Source organism: Listeria cornellensis FSL F6-0969 (genome assembly GCF_000525855.1).
GTDB lineage: Bacteria > Bacillota > Bacilli > Lactobacillales > Listeriaceae > Listeria_A > Listeria_A cornellensis.
This window is the reverse complement of record NZ_AODE01000006.1, coordinates 44,861-70,001: the sequence shown is the minus strand read 5'-3', so window position 1 is coordinate 70,001 and position 25,141 is coordinate 44,861. Positions and strand designations below refer to the sequence as shown.

The 25,141-nt window shown below is 42.1% G+C and carries 19 protein-coding genes, 6 tRNA genes and 4 pseudogenes; 18 read left to right on the top strand and 11 right to left on the bottom strand.

Features of this window, described 5'->3' with window-relative positions; translation table 11 throughout:
* Window positions 1-151 precede the first annotated feature (151 nt).
* Window positions 152-361 carry an SGNH/GDSL hydrolase family protein gene (locus PCORN_RS18930; RefSeq protein WP_036077227.1) on the bottom strand — a complete coding sequence of 70 codons (210 nt, stop codon included), beginning with the start codon at window positions 359-361 and terminating at the stop codon, window positions 152-154.
* A gap of 616 nt (window positions 362-977) precedes the next feature.
* Between PCORN_RS18930 and PCORN_RS02460 the strand changes: the two genes are divergently transcribed.
* The 10 genes and pseudogenes from PCORN_RS02460 to PCORN_RS02415 all read left to right on the top strand — a co-directional run bounded on the left by PCORN_RS02460 (window position 978) and on the right by PCORN_RS02415 (window position 11,064).
* Window positions 978-1,628 carry a uracil-DNA glycosylase gene (locus tag PCORN_RS02460; RefSeq protein WP_036077224.1) on the top strand — a complete coding sequence of 217 codons (651 nt, stop codon included), beginning with the start codon at window positions 978-980 and terminating at the stop codon, window positions 1,626-1,628.
* A 110-nt stretch (window positions 1,629-1,738) separates the two neighbouring features.
* Window positions 1,739-2,248, top strand: a complete 510-nt coding sequence (locus tag PCORN_RS02455) for a GyrI-like domain-containing protein (RefSeq protein ID WP_036077222.1) — start codon at window positions 1,739-1,741, stop codon at window positions 2,246-2,248.
* A gap of 210 nt (window positions 2,249-2,458) precedes the next feature.
* Window positions 2,459-3,272: pseudogene (locus PCORN_RS02450) on the top strand (formate/nitrite transporter family protein).
* A gap of 330 nt (window positions 3,273-3,602) precedes the next feature.
* Window positions 3,603-5,169, top strand: a pseudogene (gene abc-f / locus PCORN_RS02445) (ribosomal protection-like ABC-F family protein).
* A gap of 78 nt (window positions 5,170-5,247) precedes the next feature.
* Window positions 5,248-6,462, top strand: a complete 1,215-nt coding sequence (locus PCORN_RS02440) for a GNAT family N-acetyltransferase (protein WP_036077221.1) — start codon at window positions 5,248-5,250, stop codon at window positions 6,460-6,462.
* A 16-nt stretch (window positions 6,463-6,478) separates the two neighbouring features.
* On the top strand, window positions 6,479-7,423 hold the full coding sequence (locus tag PCORN_RS02435; RefSeq protein WP_036077219.1) for an aminoglycoside phosphotransferase family protein: 945 nt from the start codon (window positions 6,479-6,481) through the stop codon (window positions 7,421-7,423).
* Between the two features lie 244 nt (window positions 7,424-7,667).
* Window positions 7,668-8,369 carry a carbonic anhydrase gene (locus PCORN_RS02430; RefSeq protein ID WP_036077217.1) on the top strand — a complete coding sequence of 234 codons (702 nt, stop codon included), beginning with the start codon at window positions 7,668-7,670 and terminating at the stop codon, window positions 8,367-8,369.
* A gap of 99 nt (window positions 8,370-8,468) precedes the next feature.
* On the top strand, window positions 8,469-9,011 hold the full coding sequence (locus PCORN_RS02425) for an HD domain-containing protein (RefSeq protein ID WP_036077215.1): 543 nt from the start codon (window positions 8,469-8,471) through the stop codon (window positions 9,009-9,011).
* Window positions 9,012-9,147: 136 nt separating this feature from the next.
* Window positions 9,148-10,020, top strand: coding sequence for an ROK family protein (locus PCORN_RS02420; RefSeq protein ID WP_036077212.1), 873 nt, complete (start codon window positions 9,148-9,150; stop codon window positions 10,018-10,020).
* Between the two features lie 114 nt (window positions 10,021-10,134).
* Window positions 10,135-11,064 carry a nitronate monooxygenase gene (locus tag PCORN_RS02415; RefSeq protein WP_036077211.1) on the top strand — a complete coding sequence of 310 codons (930 nt, stop codon included), beginning with the start codon at window positions 10,135-10,137 and terminating at the stop codon, window positions 11,062-11,064.
* Between the two features lie 67 nt (window positions 11,065-11,131).
* Here the strand turns inward: PCORN_RS02415 and PCORN_RS02410 are convergent, their stop codons facing one another.
* The 3 genes from PCORN_RS02410 to PCORN_RS02400 all read right to left on the bottom strand — a co-directional run bounded on the left by PCORN_RS02410 (window position 11,132) and on the right by PCORN_RS02400 (window position 14,316).
* Entirely contained in the window at window positions 11,132-11,539 is a 408-nt protein-coding gene (locus PCORN_RS02410) for a VOC family protein (RefSeq protein WP_036077210.1), read from the bottom strand.
* Between the two features lie 122 nt (window positions 11,540-11,661).
* A complete protein-coding gene (gene argH, locus PCORN_RS02405) occupies window positions 11,662-13,038 on the bottom strand; it encodes an argininosuccinate lyase (RefSeq protein WP_036077209.1) in 1,377 nt (458 codons plus the stop codon).
* A gap of 3 nt (window positions 13,039-13,041) precedes the next feature.
* A complete protein-coding gene (locus PCORN_RS02400) occupies window positions 13,042-14,316 on the bottom strand; it encodes an argininosuccinate synthase (RefSeq protein ID WP_277620144.1) in 1,275 nt (424 codons plus the stop codon).
* Window positions 14,317-14,499: 183 nt separating this feature from the next.
* On the opposite strand from PCORN_RS02400, the gene PCORN_RS02395 reads away from it, so the two are divergent.
* The 5 genes from PCORN_RS02395 (at window position 14,500) to PCORN_RS02375 (ending at window position 19,416) form a co-directional block, all read left to right on the top strand.
* Window positions 14,500-15,546, top strand: a complete 1,047-nt coding sequence (locus PCORN_RS02395) for an alpha/beta hydrolase (protein WP_036077208.1) — start codon at window positions 14,500-14,502, stop codon at window positions 15,544-15,546.
* A gap of 92 nt (window positions 15,547-15,638) precedes the next feature.
* Window positions 15,639-16,325, top strand: coding sequence for a response regulator transcription factor (locus tag PCORN_RS02390; RefSeq protein WP_036077207.1), 687 nt, complete (start codon window positions 15,639-15,641; stop codon window positions 16,323-16,325).
* A 518-nt stretch (window positions 16,326-16,843) separates the two neighbouring features.
* The gene (locus PCORN_RS02385; RefSeq protein WP_241433046.1) at window positions 16,844-17,704 is read left to right on the top strand and encodes an ATP-binding cassette domain-containing protein; all 861 of its coding nucleotides are present in this window, start codon (window positions 16,844-16,846) and stop codon (window positions 17,702-17,704) included.
* Entirely contained in the window at window positions 17,701-18,498 is a 798-nt protein-coding gene (locus PCORN_RS02380) for an ABC transporter permease (protein WP_036077206.1), read from the top strand. Before PCORN_RS02385 ends, PCORN_RS02380 begins: the two co-directional genes overlap by 4 nt.
* Window positions 18,499-18,534: 36 nt before the next feature.
* On the top strand, window positions 18,535-19,416 hold the full coding sequence (locus PCORN_RS02375; protein ID WP_036077205.1) for a sensor histidine kinase: 882 nt from the start codon (window positions 18,535-18,537) through the stop codon (window positions 19,414-19,416).
* Window positions 19,417-19,480: 64 nt separating this feature from the next.
* Here PCORN_RS02375 and PCORN_RS02370 read toward each other — a convergent pair.
* Window positions 19,481-20,604 (bottom strand): annotated as a pseudogene (locus PCORN_RS02370) (AI-2E family transporter).
* A gap of 185 nt (window positions 20,605-20,789) precedes the next feature.
* Here PCORN_RS02370 and PCORN_RS02365 point away from each other — a divergent pair.
* Together PCORN_RS02365 and PCORN_RS02360 are read left to right on the top strand one after the other, a co-directional pair.
* Entirely contained in the window at window positions 20,790-21,182 is a 393-nt protein-coding gene (locus PCORN_RS02365; protein ID WP_036077204.1) for a GntR family transcriptional regulator, read from the top strand.
* Entirely contained in the window at window positions 21,182-22,285 is a 1,104-nt protein-coding gene (locus tag PCORN_RS02360; protein ID WP_036077202.1) for a DUF1648 domain-containing protein, read from the top strand. The genes PCORN_RS02365 and PCORN_RS02360 overlap by 1 nt, the downstream gene beginning before the upstream one ends.
* Before the next feature lie 50 nt (window positions 22,286-22,335).
* On the opposite strand, the gene PCORN_RS02355 is transcribed toward PCORN_RS02360, so the two are convergent.
* From PCORN_RS02355 to PCORN_RS02330, 6 genes are all read right to left on the bottom strand, one after another.
* Window positions 22,336-22,408 (bottom strand) — tRNA-Lys (locus PCORN_RS02355).
* A 6-nt stretch (window positions 22,409-22,414) separates the two neighbouring features.
* Window positions 22,415-22,489: transfer RNA gene (locus PCORN_RS02350), tRNA-Gln, on the bottom strand.
* A gap of 6 nt (window positions 22,490-22,495) precedes the next feature.
* A tRNA-Tyr gene (locus PCORN_RS02345) sits at window positions 22,496-22,578 on the bottom strand.
* 23 nt (window positions 22,579-22,601) lie between these two features.
* Window positions 22,602-22,675: transfer RNA gene (locus PCORN_RS02340), tRNA-Thr, on the bottom strand.
* Window positions 22,676-22,736: 61 nt separating this feature from the next.
* Window positions 22,737-22,812: transfer RNA gene (locus PCORN_RS02335), tRNA-Val, on the bottom strand.
* A gap of 73 nt (window positions 22,813-22,885) precedes the next feature.
* Window positions 22,886-22,957: transfer RNA gene (locus PCORN_RS02330), tRNA-Glu, on the bottom strand.
* Window positions 22,958-23,279: 322 nt separating this feature from the next.
* Here PCORN_RS02330 and PCORN_RS02325 point away from each other — a divergent pair.
* A pseudogene (locus PCORN_RS02325) lies at window positions 23,280-25,104 on the top strand (APC family permease).
* Window positions 25,105-25,141 lie beyond the last annotated feature (37 nt).

The following is a 25,141-nucleotide window of genomic DNA, read 5'->3' as shown; positions in this document are numbered from 1 at the left end:
AATATCGAAATAAGGCCATCAATGAAAGCGTAGTTGAACAGATAAATATGGTATTTTTTGTTCCAAGTCATATTATTTCTTTTTTGTTTTTTTAGCCTGTCTACTTGACAGGGAGCAGTTCACTGAGTCTTGTCTGAGGGTTCTTCATCTATTACAATCCTTTTGTAAATACTTCCATCGTATCCGCCAGATGTCGATGGCCCCTATTATTCAAATGAATGCCATCGCCAACACTATATCCATTCACATCCGGCTTCGAAAGGTCAAACGAATCCAACTTGTACAGGTTCAAATGCTTGATATTGTAGCGATGACAGACTTCGATGGCAGCGTTTATATAAGCATAATCTGGAATGCCCAACTGATGTGTAGATCTTCTTGAAGGTAATTAAAATAACGCTTTGTTGCTAGCGTGTTGTTCTCGGTTGTCAAACTGTCTCCCATGACATTCCAAGTGGTTTTTGTTCAATCAGTTGTTTCTGCTGCGCTTACTTTACTTGTGCTCATAGATAAAGCTGATAGTAGTAAAATAAAGGCTATTACTGCTTTTGCCCATGTTCTTTTGTGTTGCATCTGTATCTCTCCCTCAAATTGTTAGTTGGTTTAGCTGTTTAAAAGGACTTCTAAAACTATTTTAATTTACTACGAAAAAAACTAATTAGCAATATGGAACTACTGATAGGTATAAAAATTTAATATTTTACAATTTTTCTGCTAATTTATAGAGATTCTAGCTTCCTAGCAAGAAAAAAAGCTATACTAAAAACAGAGAGGATGTTGCTAATATGTGGTTTATTATTTTGCTGATTGTCGTAGTATGCGCGATTCTATTCTTCCTACCTAATCTAACGTATCGCAAACGAAAAAAAATCAGATAACCAGGAGCAAACGGTTGCTGATATTCAAGATTGGATACATCGAAATAATCAAGGCCCGCATGTATAATGTGGGTATACATACAGAAATGAGGTGCTTTTATGCAAAACGATTGGCAAACACTTTTAAAAGAGGAGCAGGAAAAGGCGTATTTTAAGGATTTACTGCAGTTTGTGGAAGAGGAATACGCGACAACGACGATTTATCCGCCACGCGCAGCGATTTATCATGCCTTGGATTTGACGAGTTATGCGGATACGAGGGTGGTTATTTTGGGGCAGGATCCGTATCATGGGCCGAATCAAGCGCATGGACTGAGCTTTTCTGTAGCGTCTAGTGAGGCGAAATTTCCGCCATCTGTTCGCAATATGTTTAAGGAGCTCGAGGCGGATTTGGGCGTGTCGCGGACGGATATCAATTTAACGGATTGGGCGGAACAGGGCGTGTTGCTTCTAAACACGGTGCTCACGGTACAAGCTGAAAAAGCGGCATCTCATCGCAAAAAAGGATGGGAGCTGTTCACTGATGCGATTATCCGATTGTTGAACGAAAAAGAGGAGCAGGTTATTTTCGTACTTTGGGGCGCTGATGCGAAGAAAAAGCAAGTGTTGATTACGAACCCAGAGCATAAAGTGATTACGGCGGTGCATCCGAGTCCTCTATCGGCTTACAATGGTTTTTTCGGGAGCAAGCCGTATAGCCAAATTAATGCTTATTTGGAGGCTGTTGGGAAAACGCCAATTTCTTGGTAACAGCGGGAATGTCATTTTATTCATACGTATTATGAGATTATTTTTGCAATTTGTGGTATGATTTACGTGATTAGAAGAAGCAATGAAATCCCATGAAGGAGTTGATTAAAATGGCTTTATCAGCTGCACGTTTTGAAGAACATGAAGGATTTACTGCGCTTGCTTTTGTTTGGAAGGGCACTTTTGAGGAAGCGTTTCACGGTGAAGTGCACAAAACAATCAAGAGAATACAAAGTTGGGCGGAGTCTCAAGAGAGTTTGAAGCACGAGAAGACGTTACTCGGGATGTCTGTGCATAATTTAGAAGACGGTTTCACGTATTATTCGGCTGTGAAGGCCAACTGGAAACCTGAAAATGTCCCGGATGACATGGAGTGGATTGAAATTCCAGCACATACGTATTTTGTGTGTGACCATATCGCGGGTACGGATATTAATGAAACTTACAAAGAAGTCGCGGAACGCATTGCAGCACGCGATTATCGACCATATATTACGGTGGAATATCCCGTTTTTGACGAATTACCGTTCAAAATTGAGGTGTATACTAGCGCGATTGATGTACCAAGAGCGGGACAGGAATTTCATATTATGATTCCTATTGTGAAGCATCTGGGTTAGAATGCAGAACCGAATAAGCAGCTTTTCGCAGAGTTGTTTATTTGGTTTTACATAGTATGAAAGTAAACGGTTACAACTACTTGGTTTACCACAGATCAAGAAATTTAGGGCTTTTTCGGCGTTATATTGTGATATACAGAACATATTCGAGATGTGGCGGGTCAAGATCAAATATAGATACACATATATGAGCAGAAAGAGGGGATTTTTGTGGCTGCATATTACACACCACAAGAGACAGTAGATGAAACAATTAAGAAGGGGGTAGCAAAAGCTGGTTCTTCCACGCTGACACTCATTATTTTGGGCTTTCTAGGTGGTGCTTTTATTTCACTTGGTTACTTGCTCTACATTCGTGCGGTTGGGACGATGCCGCATGAGTGGGGAAGCTTTGCTACATTTATCGGGGCAAGCCTGTTCCCAGTCGGGCTTGTTTGTATTTTACTAGGTGGCGGGGAACTGATCACAGGAAATATGATGGTTGTTGCGCTTGCTTGGTTTGATCGCAAAATTTCTGCTGGACAGCTACTACGAAATTGGGCGATTGTGACGATTATGAATTTTGTTGGGGCGCTCGCGATTGCCTTTTTCTTCGGGCATTTTGTTGGACTCACAGAAGGCGATTTTCTAGCAAAAACAATTGCTACGGCTGGTGCGAAGATTAAGGATCCGTTTTGGGTCGCCTTTGTGTCAGGAATTGGCTGTAACTGGTTCGTGAGCATCGCTGTTTGGCTTTGCTACGCCGCGAAAGATTTCACAGGCAAAATTTTAGGAATTTGGTTTCCCGTTATGGCGTTCGTTGCGATAGGTTTTCAGCATGTTGTCGCAAACATGTTCATCATTCCAGCCGCGATTTTTGTCAGGAAGTTACTCATGGGGGCAGTTTATCAGCAATGTAATCCCTGTTTATTTAGGAAACGTAGTCGGAGGCGCCGTATTTGTTTCGCTATTTTATTATCTAGCCTATAAGAAAGTCGCACCAAAAGAAAAAGAATTCGAAGCTAAAATTCCAATAGAAGACTGACGATTGTAGTTTCATGAAGGTACCGCCGAACCTCAGCGTTTGTCGGCTCGCTGGGAGGTTGATTTTTTTTTGTGAAATGAGTTATGATGGAGGCAATAAATGCAAAGGGGTGTCTTTTGAGCCGATGAAAATGTAATCCTATTTTTTAAGAGAATTCGAATAAGCGTTAAATGAACTGGACGGAAGTCTGTTTTATTAGCGAACGAAATTTTCTAGAATGGGATTGCTGTGCTCAAAATGATGCAGAGCGAATAAAGACGAGTTTGTGTGTTGGCAACAGCTACCAGGCTTGTTTTCTGACTTCCTATTCTAGAAATAGGAGGTTTTTTTATGCTAATTTTAGAGATTAATAATGTGAAAAAAGAGATAGCGGATCGGGTTTTGTTTGAAATCCCGCATTTGATAGCGAATCGTGGCGAGCGGATTGGGATTGTTGGGCGGAATGGGCTTGGCAAGACGACGTTGCTTGAGATAATGGCTGGGGTTACGACGCCGGATCAAGGGGTTGTGACGCGGAACGGAACGACGGGGTATTTGCCGCAAATTTTGCCGGAGGATGCGAAACTTTCTGGTGGTGAAAAAACGCGGAAGGCTGTGCAACGGATTTTGGCGGAGCAACCGAACTTACTTTTTGCAGACGAGCCGACGTCTAATTTGGATGTGGATAGTGTGAAACATTTGGAGCGCCAGTGGAAGCGGTATGCTGGGACGCTGTTCGTTATTTCGCATGATCGGATGTTTTTGGATGCGATTTGTACGACGATTTGGGAATTGGATCAGGCGCGAATCACGGTTTATCCAGGGAATTACAGCGCATATGAGGCGGCAAAACAAGCTGAGCGTGACAAAATAGAGGCTGGATATGAGCAGTACCAGTCGAAAAAAACGACATTTGGAAGAGGCGCAGCTGCATCATGAGAAAACGGCGCAAGGTCTAAGAAAGCCGAACAAGCGATTTTCATCAAGGCAAATTCGGGCGGCGAAACCTGGAAAAGGTGTGCAGGAGAAGAAACAACACAAAACGATTAAGGCATTGGAGCAACGAGTAGACCGCTTGGAGAAAGTTGAGAAACCATTTCAACAAAAAGCCATCAAAATTACTCTTCCCGAAAGCAGTCAAATCAAGCAAGGCAACACGGTTATTCGTGTCAATCAACTAAGCACAAAAATCGGGAACCGCACCTTATATTCGAATGCAACATTCAGCTTGAAGAGCGGGGGAAAAGTAGCGCTTATCGGGAAAAATGCGAGTGGGAAAACCACCTTTTTACGCCAAATTATTCATTCGAACGATGCCATCAGACGTGGCGATAAAGTGAAGATTGCCTATTTTGATCAGCAACTAAAACAAGTAGATTTGACGAAGACGTTGTGGGGAAATATACAAGAAGTAAGTATTCATGATGATCAGATGAACCGAGATTGTCTCGGAAGTTTGCAATTTGTAGCGGCTGATTTGGTAAAAGACACGACGGTTTTATCTGGCGGAGAACGTGTGAAGTTGGCGCTAGCGATGATTTTGCTCAGTGATGCGAACGTGCTTATTTTGGATGAACCGACGAATTATTTGGATATTAATGCAATGAAGGCGTTGGAGACGTTGATCAGTGGCTATTCTGGAACAGTGTTGTTCGTTTCTCATGACCGGACTTTTGTTAGGAAGGTTGCGACCTCCCTTTTAGTTTTGGAAGATGAGAAGTTGCGCTTGTTTGATGGGACATATACGGAATGGGAGAGCGCTAAAAAGACAACAACGGCGCGGGTCGAAGAGGATAAATTATTGCTTGAAATGGAGATGTCAGCGATCGCAGCTAAATTAATGGAGCCCAGGTTAACTGCTACCGAAAAAGCCGAACTAGAAAAACGCTATCAAGAAGTTGTTGCGAAACGGAAGTAAAGGAATTGCGAAGGGATAGGATTTCAATGTACAATAGAGAGATAGATTGGCCAAGTTTTTAGGAGAGAGGTAGAAAATATGGGGCAGCAGAATGTCCAAGATAGGTTGGAAATGAAAACATTAGAGATGGAGCATTTATCGCAATTCAATGATTTGTTACGTTATGTGTTTCAAGTGACGAATCAGGAGCTTCATGAAGTTGGCTGGGCGGAGGATGAAATTGAGCAAGCAAAACGTCCAGTTCTTCGGAAAGCCGATGTTATTGGTTGGTTTGATGGGGATAAATTGATTTCGCAAATGGCAGTGTACCCGATGAATGTAAATATTTTTGGTGAGATATATAAAATGGGTGGTGTGACAGGCGTTGGGACGTATCCAGAGTATGCGAACTTTGGCCTGATGCACCGTTTGATGCGACAAAGCCTGAAGGAAATGCGAGACCGGGAGCAGACGATTTCTTATTTGTATCCTTATTCTATTCCGTATTATCGCCGAAAAGGTTGGGAGATTATTTCGGATGTGATGACGTTTTCGATTAAGGATACGCAGCTTCCGGAGAATGTTCCTGTGAAGGGAATGGTGGAGCGCCTCGAGATTGAGCATGAAGATGTGTTGAAAACGTATGACCGTTTTGCTAAAAATCAGCACGTTGCGATGATTCGTGATTCGCTGGCCTGGGAAGAATACTGGCGCTGGGAACGCGAAGAGATGATTGCGGCTGTGTATTATGACGAGGCGAACGAACCCCAAGGATTTATGTATTATTGGATTGCGGATGATATTTTTCATATGAAGGAAATGGTGTATTTAACGCAAGAGGCGCGACATGGTTTGTGGAACTTTATTAGTGCGCATTTTTCGATGGTAACGCATGTAAAAGGAAAAATGTATACGAATGCGCCGATTGCTTTTTTGATGGAGGATAGTGATATCACGGAGACGATTCACCCATATTATATGGCGCGAATTGTGGATTTGGAAGGCTTTTTTAAGAAGTATCCTTTTGCGGAGAAGCAAGCGGATTTTCATTTCATAGTGACGGATGACTTACTGGATTGGAATCAGGGGATTTTCGCTTTTACTTGGGATGAGAACGGCGAATTTGAGATAGTTAAAGAGGCTTGTGGGGAAGCGGTTGAAATTGATATTCAGACGCTAACGACGATGTTTTTTGGCTACAAACGCCCGAAATATTTGCGCAAAATTGGACGGTTAATGGCGAGTGATGCGGTTGTGAAGCAGTTGGAGAAAATGATTCCTAATGAGACGCCGTATTTTTCAGATTATTTTTGAGTGAGGGGTTTGGCAGATGGGGATTGAAGGCATTAGAAAACTGGATTTTACATCATTAGAAACTTTTTTAGAACAGTTGGAGTCTGCCGTATTTTGGTGGCCGTACGCTCAAGAGGTCCTGAGGAGACATGATTTGTTAGTTGGAGAATTTGATCCAATTGCTGGGACTGGCGGTACTTATCCAACGGTGATTTATGGTGATGTGGTCGTTAAATTTTTTGGATATACTCAGAATTGGCAGGCGAGCTATGAGTTAGAGAAGGCTGCGCAAGAAGTATTAATGCAGAGTGACGTCTTAGCCGTGCCTAAGTTGCTGGCGTCTGGTAATTTATATGCGAATAGATGGAGTTATTTAGTGACAACGCGGATGCCAGGGGAGTCGTGGGAGCATGCGGAGCTCACGGTTTGGCAAAGAGAGATGGTTGCAACTGACTTAGGTGCGCAAATCGGGCAAATTCATGCGCTTGAACCTCAAACGGGATTGGGAGACATGAGGCAATGGGGCGAACTTGATCTTGTTGCAGCAGCAAGGAAAAGCTCTTTTCCAACGCATCTTATTCCAGGGATAAGGGCATATGTTGCTTCTATATCGGCGCCTGATATGGCCTTCGTTCATGGTGATTTGATGGAGCGTCATATTTTTATAGCCAATGGACGGTTAAGCGGTGTTATTGACTGGGGCGATGCGGCGTTTCAAGAACGGCATTATGAACTTGCGAAGTTGCATTTAGATTTGTTTGACTGTGATAAGCAGTTGTTGGCGAGGTTTTTAGAGGCGAGTGAATGGACTGTAACAGCTGATTTTGCGCATAAAGCCTTGGTATACGCGATATATCGGCAGGCTCATGGACTCGTTCAACACCATACAATGGATGTATTCTTCAAGTTACCGAAGCTATTTGATTTGGAAAAAATAGCAACAATCGAAGAACTTGCGGATATATTATTTAAAATAGAATAACTTGGAGGAAGACTACTGATTTTGGTGGTCTTCTTTTTCTGCGTGGCGATTGGCTATTTAGCGGGATTCTTGCTGTATTGTGAAATTGTTTTTCCATTTTCGAGAAAACATACTGGTAATTTGGCGGATTTTCAGTATAATAAAAAGAACATAAAAAAAACAACTTGAAGAACTATTCACGAAATATTCGCATAATAAGAATTACGAAATAGAGCGCAATTTTTTATGAAAAGAGGAATGATACATGACAGAGCCACTTGTGAAATGGTCCTATAAAGGGGAAAAGGGACCGCATTATTGGGGACATATTTGCGATGAGTATGAAATCGCGCACACAGGAAAAAATCAGTCACCAATTGATATTCATATGGAGAAAGTGATGGAAGTACAGGGGGCTCCGCCGCTCGAGTTAGATTACAAGGAAACGAAATATACGGTGAGACGTGTGGAGAATTCGGTTCATCTTTTTCCGCAGAGTAAGGAACAGGGCTTGACTTATGGTGGGCAGCGGTATAATTTGATTGCTTTTCATGGTCATGTTCCGAGTGAGCACACGCTGAATGAGCATTACTTTGCGATGGAATGGCATTTGGTGCATATGAATGAAGCTGGTGAACGACTTGTTTTGGGAATTTGGATGGAGCAGGAATTGGAAGGTAGCGATTTTGGTGAGTTAGCCTCGGTTTTTCCAGAGGTATTTGCTGATTTTGGCATTGAAAAAGAGCTTTTGCTAGATGTTAGTGGATTTTTACCTGAAAATAGGGCATACTTTACGTATCAGGGATCGCTCACGACGCCACCGACTTTTGAAGGTGTGACGTGGATTGTTCTGAGAGACGTGACAAGCATTGCTGAAGAAGATTTTGAAGCGTTCCAGGATATTATCGAGGACACGAATCGACCGCTTCAAGCGCTTGGTGATAGGCAAATTCATCACAGCGCGTGACGACAGACGTTGTAATTTTTAAAGAAATACACTCAAACTGGGGCTTTGGTGATTTGCCAAGCCCTTTTTATATAATTTTTGGAAGGAGAATAAAAAACTATGTACCAGCGAGCGAGTGATTTTGCAGAACAGGCGCATCGGATGCAGCGCCGTAAAATAACGGGAGAGCCTTATTTTTCGCATCCGCGGAATGTGGCTCAACTATTGCATGATGCGGGATTTCGTGAGGAGGTTGTTGCAGCTGGATTTTTGCATGATGTGGTGGAGGACACGCCGGTAACGCTGGATGAGATTCGAGCGGCTTTTGGTGTGGAGGTGGCAGAGCTTGTGGCTTCTCATACAGAGGATAAATCGCAGTCATGGGAGGAACGTAAGAGTCATACGATTGATGTTGTTCGTACAGGGACATTGGAGCAGAAAGCGATTATTGTCGCGGATAAATTGGATAATTTGCGGTCGATTAAATATGCGCTCAGCTCAGAGGGAAACAAGGTCTGGGGCTATTTTAAGCGTGGATATGATTTGCAGAAATGGTATAATGAAAGCGTTGTGGCGAATATGTATGTGGGACTTGAAAAAGAGGAGATACCGGCATATTTTAAGCAGTATGAGCAATTGTGTCATTGGATTTTTAGGAAGTAATTTTCCTTGGCTTGAATTATCTGTTAAATTAGGTATATATAATCTTATTCGATAATTGTTAGATAATAAGCTTTTCAGATTGCGATTTTTGTTATAGAATGAAAACGAATACATAATAGATGAGGAGTGGATTGAAATGGTTTTTGGAGCGATTGAGGCAGGCGGTACGAAGTTTGTTGTGGCGATTGGGGATGCGTCAGGTAAGGTTTTGAAGCGAGAAACCTATCCAACAACGGAACCGGCTGAGACGATGAAGTCTGTGGAGCGATTTTTCAAGCAGTATGAGGGGGATTTGGAGGCGATTGGTGTGGGTTCGTTTGGTCCGATTGATGTTCGAAAAGCGAGTCCTACATATGGATATATCACGTCTACACCGAAATTGGCGTGGCGAAATTATGATATTGTCGGTGCGCTGAAAAAAGCATTTGACGTACCGATTGGCTTTACGACGGATGTGAATGCAGCGGCGCTTGGTGAGGTGACACTTGGTGCGGCAGAAGGGCTTTCGAGCTGTATGTATATCACGATTGGAACGGGAATCGGGGCTGGAGCTGTCGTGAATGGCAAAATGTTAGAAGGCTATTCGCATCCAGAAATGGGGCATATCATGGTTCGTCGGCACAAGCATGACCGTTATCAAGGCAATTGTCCGTATCATGATGATTGTTTGGAAGGACTCGCAGCAGGTGGTGCTATCGAAAAACGTTGGGGTAAAAAAGGTGTGGAACTAGCAGAAAATGAGGAAGTTTGGAATTTAGAGGCGCATTATATCGCGCAAGCTTTGATGAATTATAGTTTGATTCTGTCACCAGAACGGATTGTTATTGGAGGCGGGGTTATGAAGCAACGCCAAGTCTTCCCACTTGTTCGTCAGAAGTTAAAAACATTGATTGCGGGCTATATTCAGTTACCGGATTTGGAGGAATATATTGTACCGCCAAAATTGGAAGATGATGCAGGGATTACTGGGTGTATTTTGCTAGCCGTGCAGACGCAGAATGAAGCTTAAATTTTTGCGAAAGGATAGCCATTTTTAGGAGAAGTGGTTGTTTTTTAGGGATCTTTGTGAGAAAATATACATGGAATAAGGAACGTATGGAAAATTGTATCGGAGGAAAAAATCATGTCAATAACAGAATTGCTACACATCAAATATCCAATTATGCAAGGGGCGATGGCGCAAATCGCGAAGGCGCCGCTTGTTGCTGCTGTATCAAATGCTGGCGGACTGGGAATTATCGCGTCGGGAGGTATGAGCGGGGAGGAATTGCGCGCGGAGATTCAGAAAACGAAGGCGTTGACGGATAAACCGTTTGGCGTCAATTTAATGCTGATGATGACGAATATTGAGGAATTGACGACAGTTATTATAGAAGAAGGCGTAAAAGTAGTGACGACTGGAGCTGGGACGCCGAAAACATATATGCCAATTTGGAAGGAAGCTGGAATTATGGTGATTCCAGTTGTGCCGTCTGTGATGATTGCGCGCAAGATGGAGCAACTCGGCGCTGATGCGGTTGTAGCAGAAGGCACGGAAGCCGGTGGACATGTTGGCGAAACAACGACGATGGCGCTTTTGCCACAAGTGGTTGATGCTGTTTCAATTCCAGTCATTGCGGCCGGCGGGATTGGCGATGGACGCGGGATTGCTGCTGCTTTTGCATTGGGAGCTCAAGGTGTTCAAATTGGCACGCGCTTTCTGGCAACCGATGAATGTCCTGTTCACGAGAATTTTAAACTAGCGTGTTTGAAGGCGAAAGATCGCGATACGGTCGTGACAGGCCGCAAAAATGGTGCGCCGGTTCGTAGTATTAAGAATAAGATGATTAAAGAATATCAGCGCTTAGAGGAGGAGAACGTGGATCGCGATGTCCTTGAAGAATTGACGCTTGGTTCATTGCGTAAAGCGGTGCAAGAGGGCGACACGGAAAATGGTTCGGTCATGGCGGGGCAAATTACGGGCATGATTACCGAAATCAAACCTGTAGGCGTGTTGATTCAAGAAATGATGACGCAAGCAACAGAAACAGCAAATGCATTGACTGTGAAATGATTTTTCAATAAAAAGACAGCCTTGATAACCTATGAGATATAGGGGAATCAAGGCTGTTTTTCTATTTTTATTGTACGAAGTTGGGATCCATATACATAACTTCCCACAAGTGTCCGTCAATATCTTGGAAGCTTCCGCTATACATAAAGCCATGGTCCACTTTGTCATTAGATGGGGAACCGCCAGCAGCGAGCGCTTTGTCAACAAACGTGTCGACACCTTCGCGGCTATCGGCAGAAAAACCTAAAATAGCTTCGGTTGATGTTGTAGCATCCGAAATATTTTTCTTCGTGAATGTTTTGAAATACGCTTCTACGACTAACATAACAAACGTCGTATCATTTAAAATCAGACATGTTGCATTTTCATCCGTGAATTGTGGGTTGAATTCAAAGCCAAGTGCTGTGAAGAAGTCCACCGATGCATTTAAATTTTTTACTGGTAATGTTAGAAAGATCATTTTTGCTTGTACCATTTTTTCACTCCTCAATAGTTGTAATCCTTGTTATTATACTTTATTTTTATCGAAATTTGTATTTTCTGAACTCGCTCCTAAAAAAATAACCTAGGACTGCTCGGAATATTGGCAGCCCTAGACTAGTTTATAGTGTTTTTTTTTGCTTTTTCAATCATGGCTCTGATCTGGTCAAAACCAGTGCCTCCGTATGAGTTCCGTTTCGCAACGGCGGTATAGGAGGCGAGCGCGTCATAAATATCTTGCTCAATAACGGGCTGAATCGCCTGATAATCCGCAAGCGCCACATCTTGCAAATAAATCCCTTTTTGCGTGCAAGCAAGAACCAGTTTCCCAACGATTTCATGGGCTTCGCGGAATGGCACGCCTTTTTTAGCAAGGTAGTCGGCAAGCTCGGTCGCATTGGAGAAATCTTTTTGTGTCGCTTGCTCCATCACAGACGTGTTGACTTTCATAGTTTCGATCATTCCAGCGAAAATATCAAGGCTCGTTTTCACCGTATGAACCGTGTCAAACATGCCTTCCTTGTCTTCCTGAAGATCTTTGTTATACGCGAGCGGCAAGCCTTTTAGCACCGTCAGAAGGCCGAATAAGTTACCGTAAACACGACCCGTTTTCCCACGAATTAACTCCGCCATATCGGGGTTTTTTTTCTGAGGCATAATACTGCTTCCCGTTGCAAACGCGTCAATCAACTCGACAAACTGGAACTCATGGCTCGTCCACAAAATCAATTCCTCACAAAAGCGCGATAAATGCGTCATCAAAAGGGCGCTATTACTCAAAAATTCGATAATAAAATCACGATCACTGACACCGTCTAAACTGTTATCATACATCGCGCTAAAACCAAGCTGTTCAGCACTATACGCCCGATCAATCGGAAAAGTCGTCCCAGCAAGCGCCGCGCAACCTAGCGGGGAAATATCAATCCGCTTCACGCTCTCCGTCAAGCGCTCCAAATCACGGCTAAACATACCGTAATAAGCCAATAAATGATGCGCGAAAGAAATCGGTTGCGCGTGCTGCAAATGCGTATAACCAGGCATAATTGTCTCGACATGGTCTTCCGCCTTCGTCACAAGCACCGTCCGCAAATGCGCCAAAGAAGCAATAATCTCCGTCACCGCTTCCTTCAAATACAAATGCATATCGGTCGCGACCTGATCATTCCTACTCCGCGCCGTATGTAGTTTCCCAGCGACAGGCCCAATCTCTTCATGTAGCAGTTTTTCAATATTAAGATGAATATCCTCATTCACCACGCTAAATTCGAGTTCCCCCGCCGCCAATTTTCCAGCAAGAACTTCAAGGCCAGCCATGATTTGTGCCGCTTCATCCGCCGAAATAATACCACATTTCCCAAGCATCGCAACGTGCGCTAAGCTTCCCGCAATATCTTGTTTTGCTAATTTTGCATCAAAGAAAATCGAGGCGCCGAATTCATCGATCCACGCCTCACTTTTTCCTTGAAAACGACCGCCCCATAATTTTTCCATTGTTTACACCTCTGTTTTCGCGTTTAATTTTGCGTTCACTTCTGCGCTAACTTTCGTCGGTAAGCCCCAAAGCTTGATGAATCCAACCGCTGCGTCTTGGTCAAATGTATCCGCCGAAGTATACGTTGCCAAATTCTCATCATACAGCGAATTCGGTGATTTCCGACCTTCCACAATCGCGTGTCCTTTGAAAAGTTTCATCCGGATTGTACCGTTCACATATTTTTGCGTATCTTTCAAGAAAGCCACGAGAGAACTTGTGAGCGGCGAGAACCAAAGCGCATTATAGATGACTTCGCTGATTTTTTGCTCAATCACCGGTTTGAAATGCGCGACTTCACGAACAAACGTCAAATCTTCCAGCTCTTTATGTGCCGTAATTAAAGCAACTGCGGCAGGGCACTCGTAAACTTCCCGTGATTTAATGCCGACAAGACGGTTTTCAATATGATCAATCCGACCGACTCCATGCGCGCCAGCAATCTTGTTTAATTTTTGAATCAGGACAGCAAGGCTTAGCGATTCACCATTCAAAGCAACAGGAACACCTGCTAAAAACTCGATTTCAATGATTTCCGGTGTATTTGGCGTATCTTCTAGCGCTACCGTCAAGTCGTATGCCGCTTCAGGCGGAGCAACCCACGGATTCTCTAAAACACCACACTCATTCGAACGTCCCCACAAGTTCTGATCGATAGAAAACGGATTATCGAGGTCAATCGGAACCGGAATATTATGTTTTTGCGCATATTCGATTTCTTCTTCCCGCGACCATTTCCAGTCACGAACAGGAGCAACGACCTTCAAATCTGGCGCCAATGCATGAATCGCCACTTCGAAACGAACTTGGTCATTTCCTTTTCCTGTACAACCGTGAGCGATAGCTGCCGCACCTTCTTGTCTAGCAACCTCCACAAGTTTCTTCGCAATTAATGGACGAGAAAGCGCTGAAATCAGTGGATATTTCCCTTCATAATACGCATGGGCTTGCAGAGCGATTAAAGCAAACTCTTCCGCAAATTCTTCCCGAGCATCAATCGTGTACGACGCAGATGCACCGACTGTCAGGGCCTTTTCTTTAATAAATTCCAAGTCTTTTCCTTCACCAACATCTAAACAACAGGCAATCACGTCATAATTTCCCTCAACCAACCACTGAATCGCAACGGAGGTATCTAAACCACCAGAATAAGCAAGAACGATTTTTTTCTTTTTGTCATCTCTACATCCCCTTTTATTAATAAATATACATTTCGATAAAACTAATAATACCATCATACGAATGATATTTCAACTATTTTATTTATTAATATTCATAAAAATGTTTAAATATCCATTGAATGAAAAGCGGAATCGCATCAACTTGCGCGTTTTCCTAGCCTACAAATTGGTTAAAATTTTTCAAAACTGCTATACTTATAAGGTGAATTACTTGAGATTATATTTGAGGAGTGAGCGTAATTGAAACAGACATTGAAATGGATTGGCATTGTTTTAGTCAGTATCGTATTGTTACCACTAGTTGCTATTTTCTTCATCTACAAGAAGGCAGTCGGTAAACGGGAGTACGATCCAAAGGTTCTCGACAATCTAGAAGAAGCAGCACAAGATTATGTGAAAAAGACAGCACCACTATCGGATGTAGATTCGCGTTATAAGTACATCCGCCTAGCTGAAAAAGCACTTCCAGCAGCAAAAGATATCGAAGTCGGCGAAATTGAAAATAAGAAAATCGATGGCCCAGGTGGCAAAATCAGCCTTCGTATTTATTCACCAGAAGCAGACGGCCCGTACCCATTGATGGTATATTTCCACGGTGGTGGCTTTGTAACTGGTAGCGTGCAGTCAACAGATGGTATTGCCCGCAAATTAGTCCAAACAACAGGATATCGCGTGATCTCGGTTGATTACCGCCTAGCACCAGAAAATCCGTTCCCAGCAGCGATTGAAGATGCGTATGCGACGGTTGCTTGGGTTTCGAAGCATTTAACGAGTTTACGTGCGAAGTCGAAGGATATTGTTGTCGCAGGGGATAGCGCCGGTGGTAACATCGCGGCAGTTGTTGCCCAATTAGCTAAGTCAAAAGGAACACCGAACATCTCCAAACAAATTTTGCTATATCCGCCCGTTGATATTTTCTCAAGAGATGCTTCGGTACTTTATCCGTCCATGGATGAATTTGCGGAAGGCTATGTTTTGACGAAAGAATCATTAGATAAATATTTCAAACTTTACTTATCCGGTGCTGGTGATCGCAAATATGATCCACTTATTGCGCCAATTCGTAGTAAAGATGTTTCCAATTTACCAGCAGCGTTTGTTGCGACGGCTGAATACGATCCATTGCGTGATCAAGGTGAGGCTTATGCAGAGAAATTAAAAGATGCTGGCGTTCCAGTTTACGCAAAACGTTTGGAGAAGGTAACGCACGGTTTCATGAGTACACCTTCTGCGGCAACAGATGAAACGTATGAATTGATCAGCGAATTTTTACAAGAGAAATTATAAGTGAGGAAAAGATAGCGGTCTTGGATTGCTATCTTTTTTTGCGATTTTGGGATAATTATGAGAAGATGGGTTAAAAAGAAGGAGGTGGGTTCATGAGCTTAGGAAAAATTTTGATTGCAGAGGATGATAATGATATTAACCATCTGATTTCAGACGTGTTGACGCGCGAAGGCTATACCGTGACGCAAGCATTTTCGGGAACAGAGGCAAAATTGTATTGGAACAGCGAGACGTTTGACTTGTTGCTGTGTGATTTGATGTTGCCGGGTATGACTGGTGAGGAACTAGTCGCGGAAATTACAGCGAAGCAAACCGCGGCGATTATCGTGATTTCGGCTAAAAATACGGTGATGGATAAAGTGGATTTGTTGAAATTGGGAGCTAGCGATTACATGACAAAACCGTTTGATATTGAAGAGTTATTGGCACGTGTGGAGGTTCAGTTAAGAAAAGAGCGTTCTGTGTCAGGCGATGAGGATGATGCGTTAATTTGGAATGGTTTATCTTTGTCGGAGGATCGTTATAGTGCTCAGGTTGATGGGGTAGATATTCGTTTAACTGCTCGTGAGTTTGGTATTTTGCAATTGTTGCTTAGTAATCCGAGCAAGGTTTTCACGAAAGAGAATATTTTTGCGTCTGTGTGGGGCGAGACGGAGTTTATTGATGAGAATACGGTGAATGTACATATGAGTAATATTCGTGGAAAATTGGGGAAAGTAGCGCCGGATCGCGAGTTTGTGGAGACGATTTGGGGGATTGGATTTAAAATGAAAAATTGAAAAGCTGAACGGGCTCGTTCAGCTCCGAAAAAAATTTGTTAGGGGCCGCAATAAAAACCCGTACTTGGTTTTTGTGGAGGGCCCGAAAATTTCGAGGAGCTAGCCCGTGAAGCTGGATCCGAAGGCGCTGAACGTGATGTAACGCATGGATTTATATACTCACTGTAGTTCCTATACATCTGACTATATGAAACAAGACTGAGCGGGAGACACCGTTCGGTTTTTTTCGTTTGGTTTGGAGTAACATACGATTTTAAAGATTGGTGATCGTCATGCTCGGCGCCTCCAGATCCAGCCTCAATATGCAGTAGAATGAAATGAGACTGCCTGCCTTTTTTTGGCTAACGGGCTCTTTTCCGCTTTTCATTCTTAATACTTTCTTAAGCCCCCCTTCACACATACTTGAGACCTCCTTGTTATAGTTAACCTATCGAAAAGAAAGAAGGGATTGAGCGACATGAGAGAAACGATTTTGGAGACCGCTGCGCTTTCGAAAAAAATTTGGGGACAAATATGCGGTGGATCATGTGAATATGACGGTTCAAAAGGGAGATATTTATGGTTTTATTGGTAAAAATGGTGCTGGGAAGACGACGTTTATTCGTCTGGTAACGGACTTAATGCATACGAACGGCGGTGACGTTGCACTGTTTGGCTCGAGTCACCCGAAAGATATCCGACAGGCTAGGACGCGAATCGGAGCGGTCATCGAAGGCCCATCTTTATATCCTAATTTAACGGCGTATCAGAATTTGAATTACTACATCCTACAAAAAGGAATTCCCGATAAAAAGCGTATTGATGAAGTATTAGAATTTGTCGGTTTGGAAAATACAGGACGCAAAAAGTATCGTAATTTTTCGATGGGAATGAAGCAACGGCTTGGCATCGCACTTGCCATCTTACATCATCCGGATTTCCTGATTTTAGATGAACCGATTAACGGGCTTGATCCGATGGGAATTATCGAGATTCGGAACATTATCTTAAAATTGAATGAAACATACGGAACGACAGTCTTTATTTCGAGTCATATTTTGACGGAGTTGGCGCTGGTCGCAAATCGTTACGGTATTATTAACAATGGCCGGCTCGTGAAGGAACTTTCAAAAGAAGATTTAGAGTCGGAAAGTAGGCGCTATCTTGTGCTGAAAACGGTAAACAAAGAAGCAGCAGTCATGCACTTAGAAAGTTTCTTAGAACTGCATCAATATGAGGTCCATAGCGACGGCAGTATCCGGATTTTTGACTACATCGATCAACCGGAGAAAGTCAGCCAAGTCATGTTTGATGCGGGAATTATTATTACCGAGCTTCGCGTAGTTGAGGCGAATTTGGAAGAATACTTTATTGATTTAATTGGAGGGGAAGATAAATGATTGGATTGATTCGAGCGGATAGTTATCGGTTAACAAAGGGAAAAATGTGGATGCCTTTCGTCACGTTGATGGTGATTGCAGTCGCAGTCGCAGGCTTGATATATTTAGCTTTAAATGTAGATTGGATATCCTTAACACAAGACGGAGAAACACTCACAGCGCAAGACAAAGCATTACTTAGTCAAACACTGACGGGGACGCAAATGACGCAGCTGATGCTATCCTTTAGTATCGTCCTAGCCATGGCTTTTATCTCGATTTTCTCGAACTTATGGAGCATCGAATTCTCAGCTGGAGTTGCGAAAAATGTACTCGTATCCGGCGTTTCACGTACAACCTTTTACTTCTCAAAACTTGTAACAGGTTGGGCAGTCGGTACCTTGATGCTACTAGTGTATACAGCATCCATCGCGATCTCATCACAACTTTTTGTAGGGCACGTTGATTTTGTGACGATACTACTCGGCATGTTAGCACAACTCCCATTATACCTAGCCCTAATCACGATTGGCTTTTTCCTCTTCATCCTAATTCCGAAAGAAAGCATTGCCATCGTGACATACATTCTAGCATTTTTATTCATCGAACCGATTATTAAGAACTTAGTCAACGTTTTCCTACCAAAATGGACAATCATCAAAGACATGTTCTTATTCAGTAAAATCAGCGCGATGTCCGATCTGTCAGCCCTAAGCCAGCATGCAATCACGACAAATATTTTAACCGGTTTGGCGTACATGGCAGTCTTCACGATGCTCGGCTGGATGTTGTTCCGATTTAAAGAAATCAAGTAATATGATAGAATAGAGACGAAGGAAGGAGCGGATAGCATGGTTTACCTCTTAGGCGCCGTAATCGTAGTCTTACTCGGCTGGATATTTCTAATCAAAAAACAACTACGAGCCACATCGGCAAAAATAAAAGATATCGCGACAAGACGAGGATCCAACGAGCAACTAACCATGGATATCGCCGCACCAGAAATCAAGCAACTGCTCCTTCATGTCAACGAATTATTGGAAGCAAAGTCAAAAACAGAGCGCCGATTTCAGACGTTAAATAAGGAATTACGCGAGACAATCGAAAACGTCTCCCATGATCTAAGAACACCGCTAACCTCTTTATCCGGCTATTTACAACTCATGGACCGCGACACACTCACACCAGAAGAACGCGAGAAATACAGCCTCATCATCAAAAATAAAATCCAAACCTTAACCGAACTTGTCGAAAACTTCTTCGTGTTATCCAAGTTATCAAGTGATGAAGGGAAATTGCAACTAGAATCGGTGAACCTATCCGATTTCATAACAGAAGCAGCTGCCTCCTATTATGAAGACTTTTCGAAAAAAGGTATCACGCCAGAATTGTCGATTGCCTCTGATATACGTGTGAATGCAGATCGCAAAGCATTACAACGAATGGTGGATAACTTCATCTCGAATATGTTGAAGCACGGCGAGGGACCCATGCGAATAACGCTGATGACGCAAAATAGCAAGGCAGTTCTGTCATTTGCCAATCAAGCGAGCGAACTAACAGAAGCAGACGTTCCACGCTTGATTGAGCGGTTCTACACAGGTGATCGTGTCCGTAGTGGCAATAACACGGGTCTAGGTCTAGCGATTATCGACTTACTGGCGAAAAAGCTAGGAGCGAGCTTCACAGTCGAATGGAAAGAAGAAGTGTTGACATTTATTGTTATTTTTTAAATGAGAAAAGCGCTGAAATCAGGAGTTTATAAAAACTCGGATTTCAGCGCTTTTTAGATGTTGCTTACACGACAGGTTTCTCGCTATTTTCTGCTTCGATTCCTTCGCGTCGCAGTTTTATGAGTCGTACCAAGTTAACAATTAGTGTTTTTGCAAGAGCGTAGGTTGGTACACCCAAAATCATACCTAGAATTCCTGCCAAGTTACCAGCCACAATCAAGATAATAATAATCGTTAGTGGGTGGATTGCGAGAGATTTACCCATGATGTAAGGGGATAGCAAGTTCGAGTCGATTTGTTGCACAATCGTTACAACAACAATAACGAGAACAGCTTGCAATGGTGAATCAAATAGGGCAACGATAACAGCTGGAGCCGCTCCAATAAATGGTCCCAAGTAAGGAATAATATTCGTCACACCAGCGATTAAACCAAACAATAAAGCATACGGCTCGCCGATAATGAAATACCCAATCATCGTAAAAATACCAACAAACATACAGTCGATCGCTTGGCTTGAAATATACGTGGAGATGGTTTTATTCATCGCCTTGATAATTTCGCGAGCCTCTGTACGAATACCTTGCGGGAAAATTTTTCAGTGGAATCAAGGAATTTATGCCCATCCTTAAACATGTAGAACAAGATAAATGGCACAGTCACAAGAATCATCACGAAACTGGAGATAAAACCAAAAATTAAGCCCAAGCTTCCAGTTAAACTACCAACAACAGTATTTAAAATTTTTGGAATCGAGATGTTTAGTTTCTCCATCTCCGCTTTGATATCGATATTTTTAATGTTACTATTCTTAACTAAATTATCCCACCAATGTTGGAATTGTTCCCAATATTGTGGCGCAGCTTTCACGAGAGAAGCCACTTGATCCGCTAAGATTGGTCCGAGTTGTACGACTGCCAATACCAAAATAACAATAAAAGCAACAAAAATACTTAAAACACTAACTAACCGCGGAACCTTCCTTTTTTCCAAAAATAGAACGATTGGGTTGAATAAGTAAAATAAAAAACCGGCAATCATAATTGGAAGGAATAGCGTAGAAACAATTGTTCCGATGGGCGCGAAAATAAAACTCATCTTATTAAGCACAAATAAGATGGCTACTAACGCTAGAATTTCTAATGTCCAAAAAAATAATTTGGACTCTTTAAAGCGTGACATTTTCATGATAGATCCCCTTTCTATACTGGGTTTGTAAGTAAATAACATTACTGAGCCCAGCGTTTTCCATATGTAGACTATCATTAATAGTACCATTATCACACTGAAAAAACCACTCTAATCTATAACTTGACTTATTTTGTATAGTTGTTATACTATATATATAACAGTTGTAGAGAGAAGGTGCGTAGATGCTACTCCAAATAGATTTGCAGGCTGAGGAACCAATTTATACACAAATTATGCACCAAATTATCGAAGGTATTGCTAAGAAAGAGCTAAAGCCTGGCGATGATTTGCCGTCCGTGCGTAGTCTGGCAAGCGATATCGGCATAAATTTTCATACAGTAAATAAAGCATACCAACTATTGAAGCAAGAAGGCTATATTTTAATTCACCGCCAAAAAGGAGTCGTGATTCATCCAGATGGAGTGGAAAAAGCAACGGAAGCCTTTTACGAAAAATTAAGAAGAAAAGTAAGACCGCTCATTGCAGAGTCGATTTCCCGATCTGTTTCCAAAACGGAGTGGGAAGCAATCTGCGCGACTATCTATGAAGAAATTGAACCCGAGGAGGAGCAGTAATGGAGATGTTATTTTTTATCGCGATGATGCTGGTGGTTATTGCATTGCAAGCAGTGACACCATATGTCATACGTCGCGGCGAGAGCTTTGGTGTAATGGTAGGCGAAAAAGCAGCAAGTGACCCAGTACTACGTAAAATGAAGAGACAGTTTTTACAATGGAATATCGTGATTGGCATTATAGTAACGGCCATTGCTACCGTATTTTTAGCCATGACATCCACTGAAAATGGACAGGCAGCAATATTCATTATCGCGATTTTTGCGATTCTCATTATTTCGTTTCTCATATACATCCGATTTTACAAAGCATCTTTGGTTTGGAAACACGAGAATCTGCAAATGAGCGAAAATAAGGTGGACATAGTAATGGTAGATACAACATTTCACCGTCAAAAGCTAACGATTTCTTACGTTTGGTATCTAATTCCGCTCGTTCTGATTTTTATCACACTAGGGTTGACCGTTATTTATTATCAACAAATACCCAGCCAAATTCCAATGCAATATAATGTTGATAATGAAGTAACGAGAATGGTTGCTAAAAGCTACCGTACAGTAATGATGATGCCGATGATGCAATTATGCATGTTAGGGCTGTTTATATTTATTAATTACATGATGTCGCGTAGCAAACAAGTCATTGATAATGATAATCCAACCGACTCTATGCGAAGAAGCGTATTATTTAGGCTTATCTATAGTAAATTTAATTTTGTTATGTGTTTGTTACTTATTCTATTGTTTATGGCCATTCAACTATCGCTTATTTTTGCTATTTCGCAAACCGTTATCATGCTCATGGTAATCGCGATGATCGTCATTATTTTCGGTGGGCTGATATTTCTAATGGTGCGGGTAGGTCAAGGTGGCAGCAGATTGAAATTAGCGGAAAATGGAGAAAAAGATAAACCAAGACCTGTTCGCGATGACGATGCTAATTGGAAGTTGGGCGTGTTCTACTTCAACCATAAAGACCCAGCTCTCTTTGTGGAAAAGCATTTCGGAGTCGGTTGGACAATTAATATGGCAAGGCCAATAGCATGGTTATCGATAGTTGCAATTATAGGTATTATTATCATAATCAGTATCCTATTCAGCTAAACACAAAAAAGGTATAAGAATTTAAATTCTTATACCTTTTTTTTACTTGATGAGCCGTGATGGGCTCGAACCATCGACCCTCTGATTAAAAGTCAGATGCTCTACCAACTGAGCTAACGGCTCTAAAAATGGCTGGGCTAGCTGGATTCGAACCGGCGCATGACGGAATCAAAATCCGTTGCCTTACCGCTTGGCTATAGCCCAATAAAATGGTGGAGGGGGCAGATTCGAACTGCCGAACCCGAAGGAGCGGATTTACAGTCCGCCGCGTTTAGCCACTTCGCTACCCCTCCATATAAAATTTCAAAATCATCAATGCCAACTGCAGGAATTGAACCCGCAACCTACTGATTACGATTCAGTTGCTCTACCAGATTGAGCTAAGTTGGCAAAACAGAAAAACTGTTTAACCGCCCAAGAGAACAGTTTCCTAGTAACAATTACAGATGAATGGTGGGGGCTAACGGGATCGAACCGCTGACCCTCTGCTTGTAAGGCAGATGCTCTCCCAGCTGAGCTAAGCCCCCATAGATGATACTATTTCATAATATAACATAATTTCTGTTTTGACCAGTGTTTTGCTATAAAAACTTTAAAAAGTGACCCGTACGGGATTCGAACCCGTGTTACCGCCGTGAAAGGGCAGTGTCTTAACCGCTTGACCAACGGGCCGTGTGGCTAGCAAATTTACCAGCCGAAAACTATTATATAAAGAGAATGGGTGGTTTGTAAATACTTAAATTAAAGTCTTTTTATTCTGAAAAATAAAAAATAGGTTTCAATCTTAGAGTAAGAAGGGAATAGGGAGATACATTACTTTTTAAAATTTATTCAGACAAGTGATTTCGATACAAGGCATGAAGCTAAATTTCATCTAAATAAACGCGGATATCCAGTTTCAAATAAAAAGCTATTTCAATTTAAAATAGCTGTGTTATAATGTGACGTATACAATTTTTAGAAGAAAAATTTCGTTAAAAAGGCAGGGAGCAAAATGGCATCTCCATTAAAAAGAATGCTGATTGGAAGGCCGCTTAAATCGTCAGAGGCCGGAGATCAAAAACTTGGGAAACTAAAGGCTTTAGCTGTATTATCATCAGACGCTTTATCCTCTGTAGCTTATGGGACAGAGCAGATATTACTTGTGTTGATAACGGTAGGGGCCACGGCAATGTGGTATTCGCTACCTATTGCGCTATGCGTATTGGTACTTTTGTTTGCATTAAGTCTATCATATCGTCAAATTATCTATGCTTATCCACAGGGTGGCGGGGCATATGTTGTCTCAAGAGAAAATATTGGGAAGAATGCGGGGTTGATTGCAGGTGGTTCCCTATTAGTTGATTACATGTTGACTGTTGCAGTAAGTGTATCTTCGGGAACAGATGCCATCATTGCTGCCATCCCTTCTTTGTATCAGTTCACTGTGCCATTAGCGATTATACTGGTTATCATCGTTACCATCATTAATTTACGTGGTGTAACAGAATCCGCAACTATTTTAGCGATTCCAGTTTATCTTTTCGTATTTTCCATGATTGTTATGATAATCACAGGTTTGGTTAAGCTCGCGCTAGGACAGGACGTTTCGCATGAGACAGCTTCTGTTGGGACACATGTTTCAGGTGTAACACTCATTTTGTTATTAAGAGCTTTTGCTTCGGGGTCAGCATCACTGACGGGTATAGAAGCGATTTCTAATGCAGTTCCTTTATTTAAAGACCCGAAAGCGAAGAATGCGTCTAGAACTTTAATTATGATGGCTTCTATTCTTGGGTTCTTTTTTTGTTGGAGTCACATTACTGGCTTACTTCTATGGTGTAGTCCCTGAATTAAAATCGACAGTACTATCACAAATTGCTGAAAATATATTTGGCCGAAATTTCTTTTATTATTTTATTCAAGCAACAACTGCACTTATTTTAGTATTAGCTGCAAACACAGGATTTTCAGCGTTTCCAATGCTTGCTTTCAATCTTTCGAAGGATAAATACATGCCACGAATGTATTTAGATAAAGGGGACCGACTGGGTTACTCTAATGGCATCATTACACTGGCATTAGGTTCCATACTACTTATCATTTTGTTCCAAGGAAAGACGGAATCACTTATACCGCTATACTCAGTCGGCGTTTTCATTCCTTTTACTTTGTCTCAAACGGGTATGATTATTAAATGGGTGAAAGAAAAGCCAGAAGGTTATATGAAAAAGCTATCTGCTAACCTTTTAGGCGCACTCATTTCCTTTACTGTACTCATGGTTCTTTTCATCACGAGAATAAGTGAAGTATGGCCTGTGTTTATATTTATGCCAGCAATGATCTATGTTTTCCATCGAACGCGCAGTCATTATGCGAAATTAGCGCCACAGCTAAGGATTGACGAGCAGATGGACCTACCTGCGTTTGAAGGAAATGCTGTTATCATTTGCGTATCCGATACAACAAAAGTAGTCGAAGGAGCGCTTCGCTATGCAAAATCAATCGGTGACACGGTTATTGCGGTTCACGTTTCTCTGGACAAACAAGAAGGAAAAGAATTTGTGGAGAGGTGGAATAGGATACATCCAGAAGTCCGTATTGCAGACTTGTATTCCACGTATCGTTCAATTACAGAGCCTCTGATGAAATTTATTGACACAGCACAGCAAAAAGCGGATCAGGATAATTATTCATTAACGGTATTGATACCACAGTTTATTCCTAAAAAAGGATGGCAAAACATACTCCACAATCAGACAAGCTTATTGATTCGAGCGAAACTATTATTTAAAAAGGATGTTGTTGTAGCAACGTATCCATATCATTTAAAAGAATAGAAAGAGCAAAGAGATGCCACGGTTAAACCTATAAAAT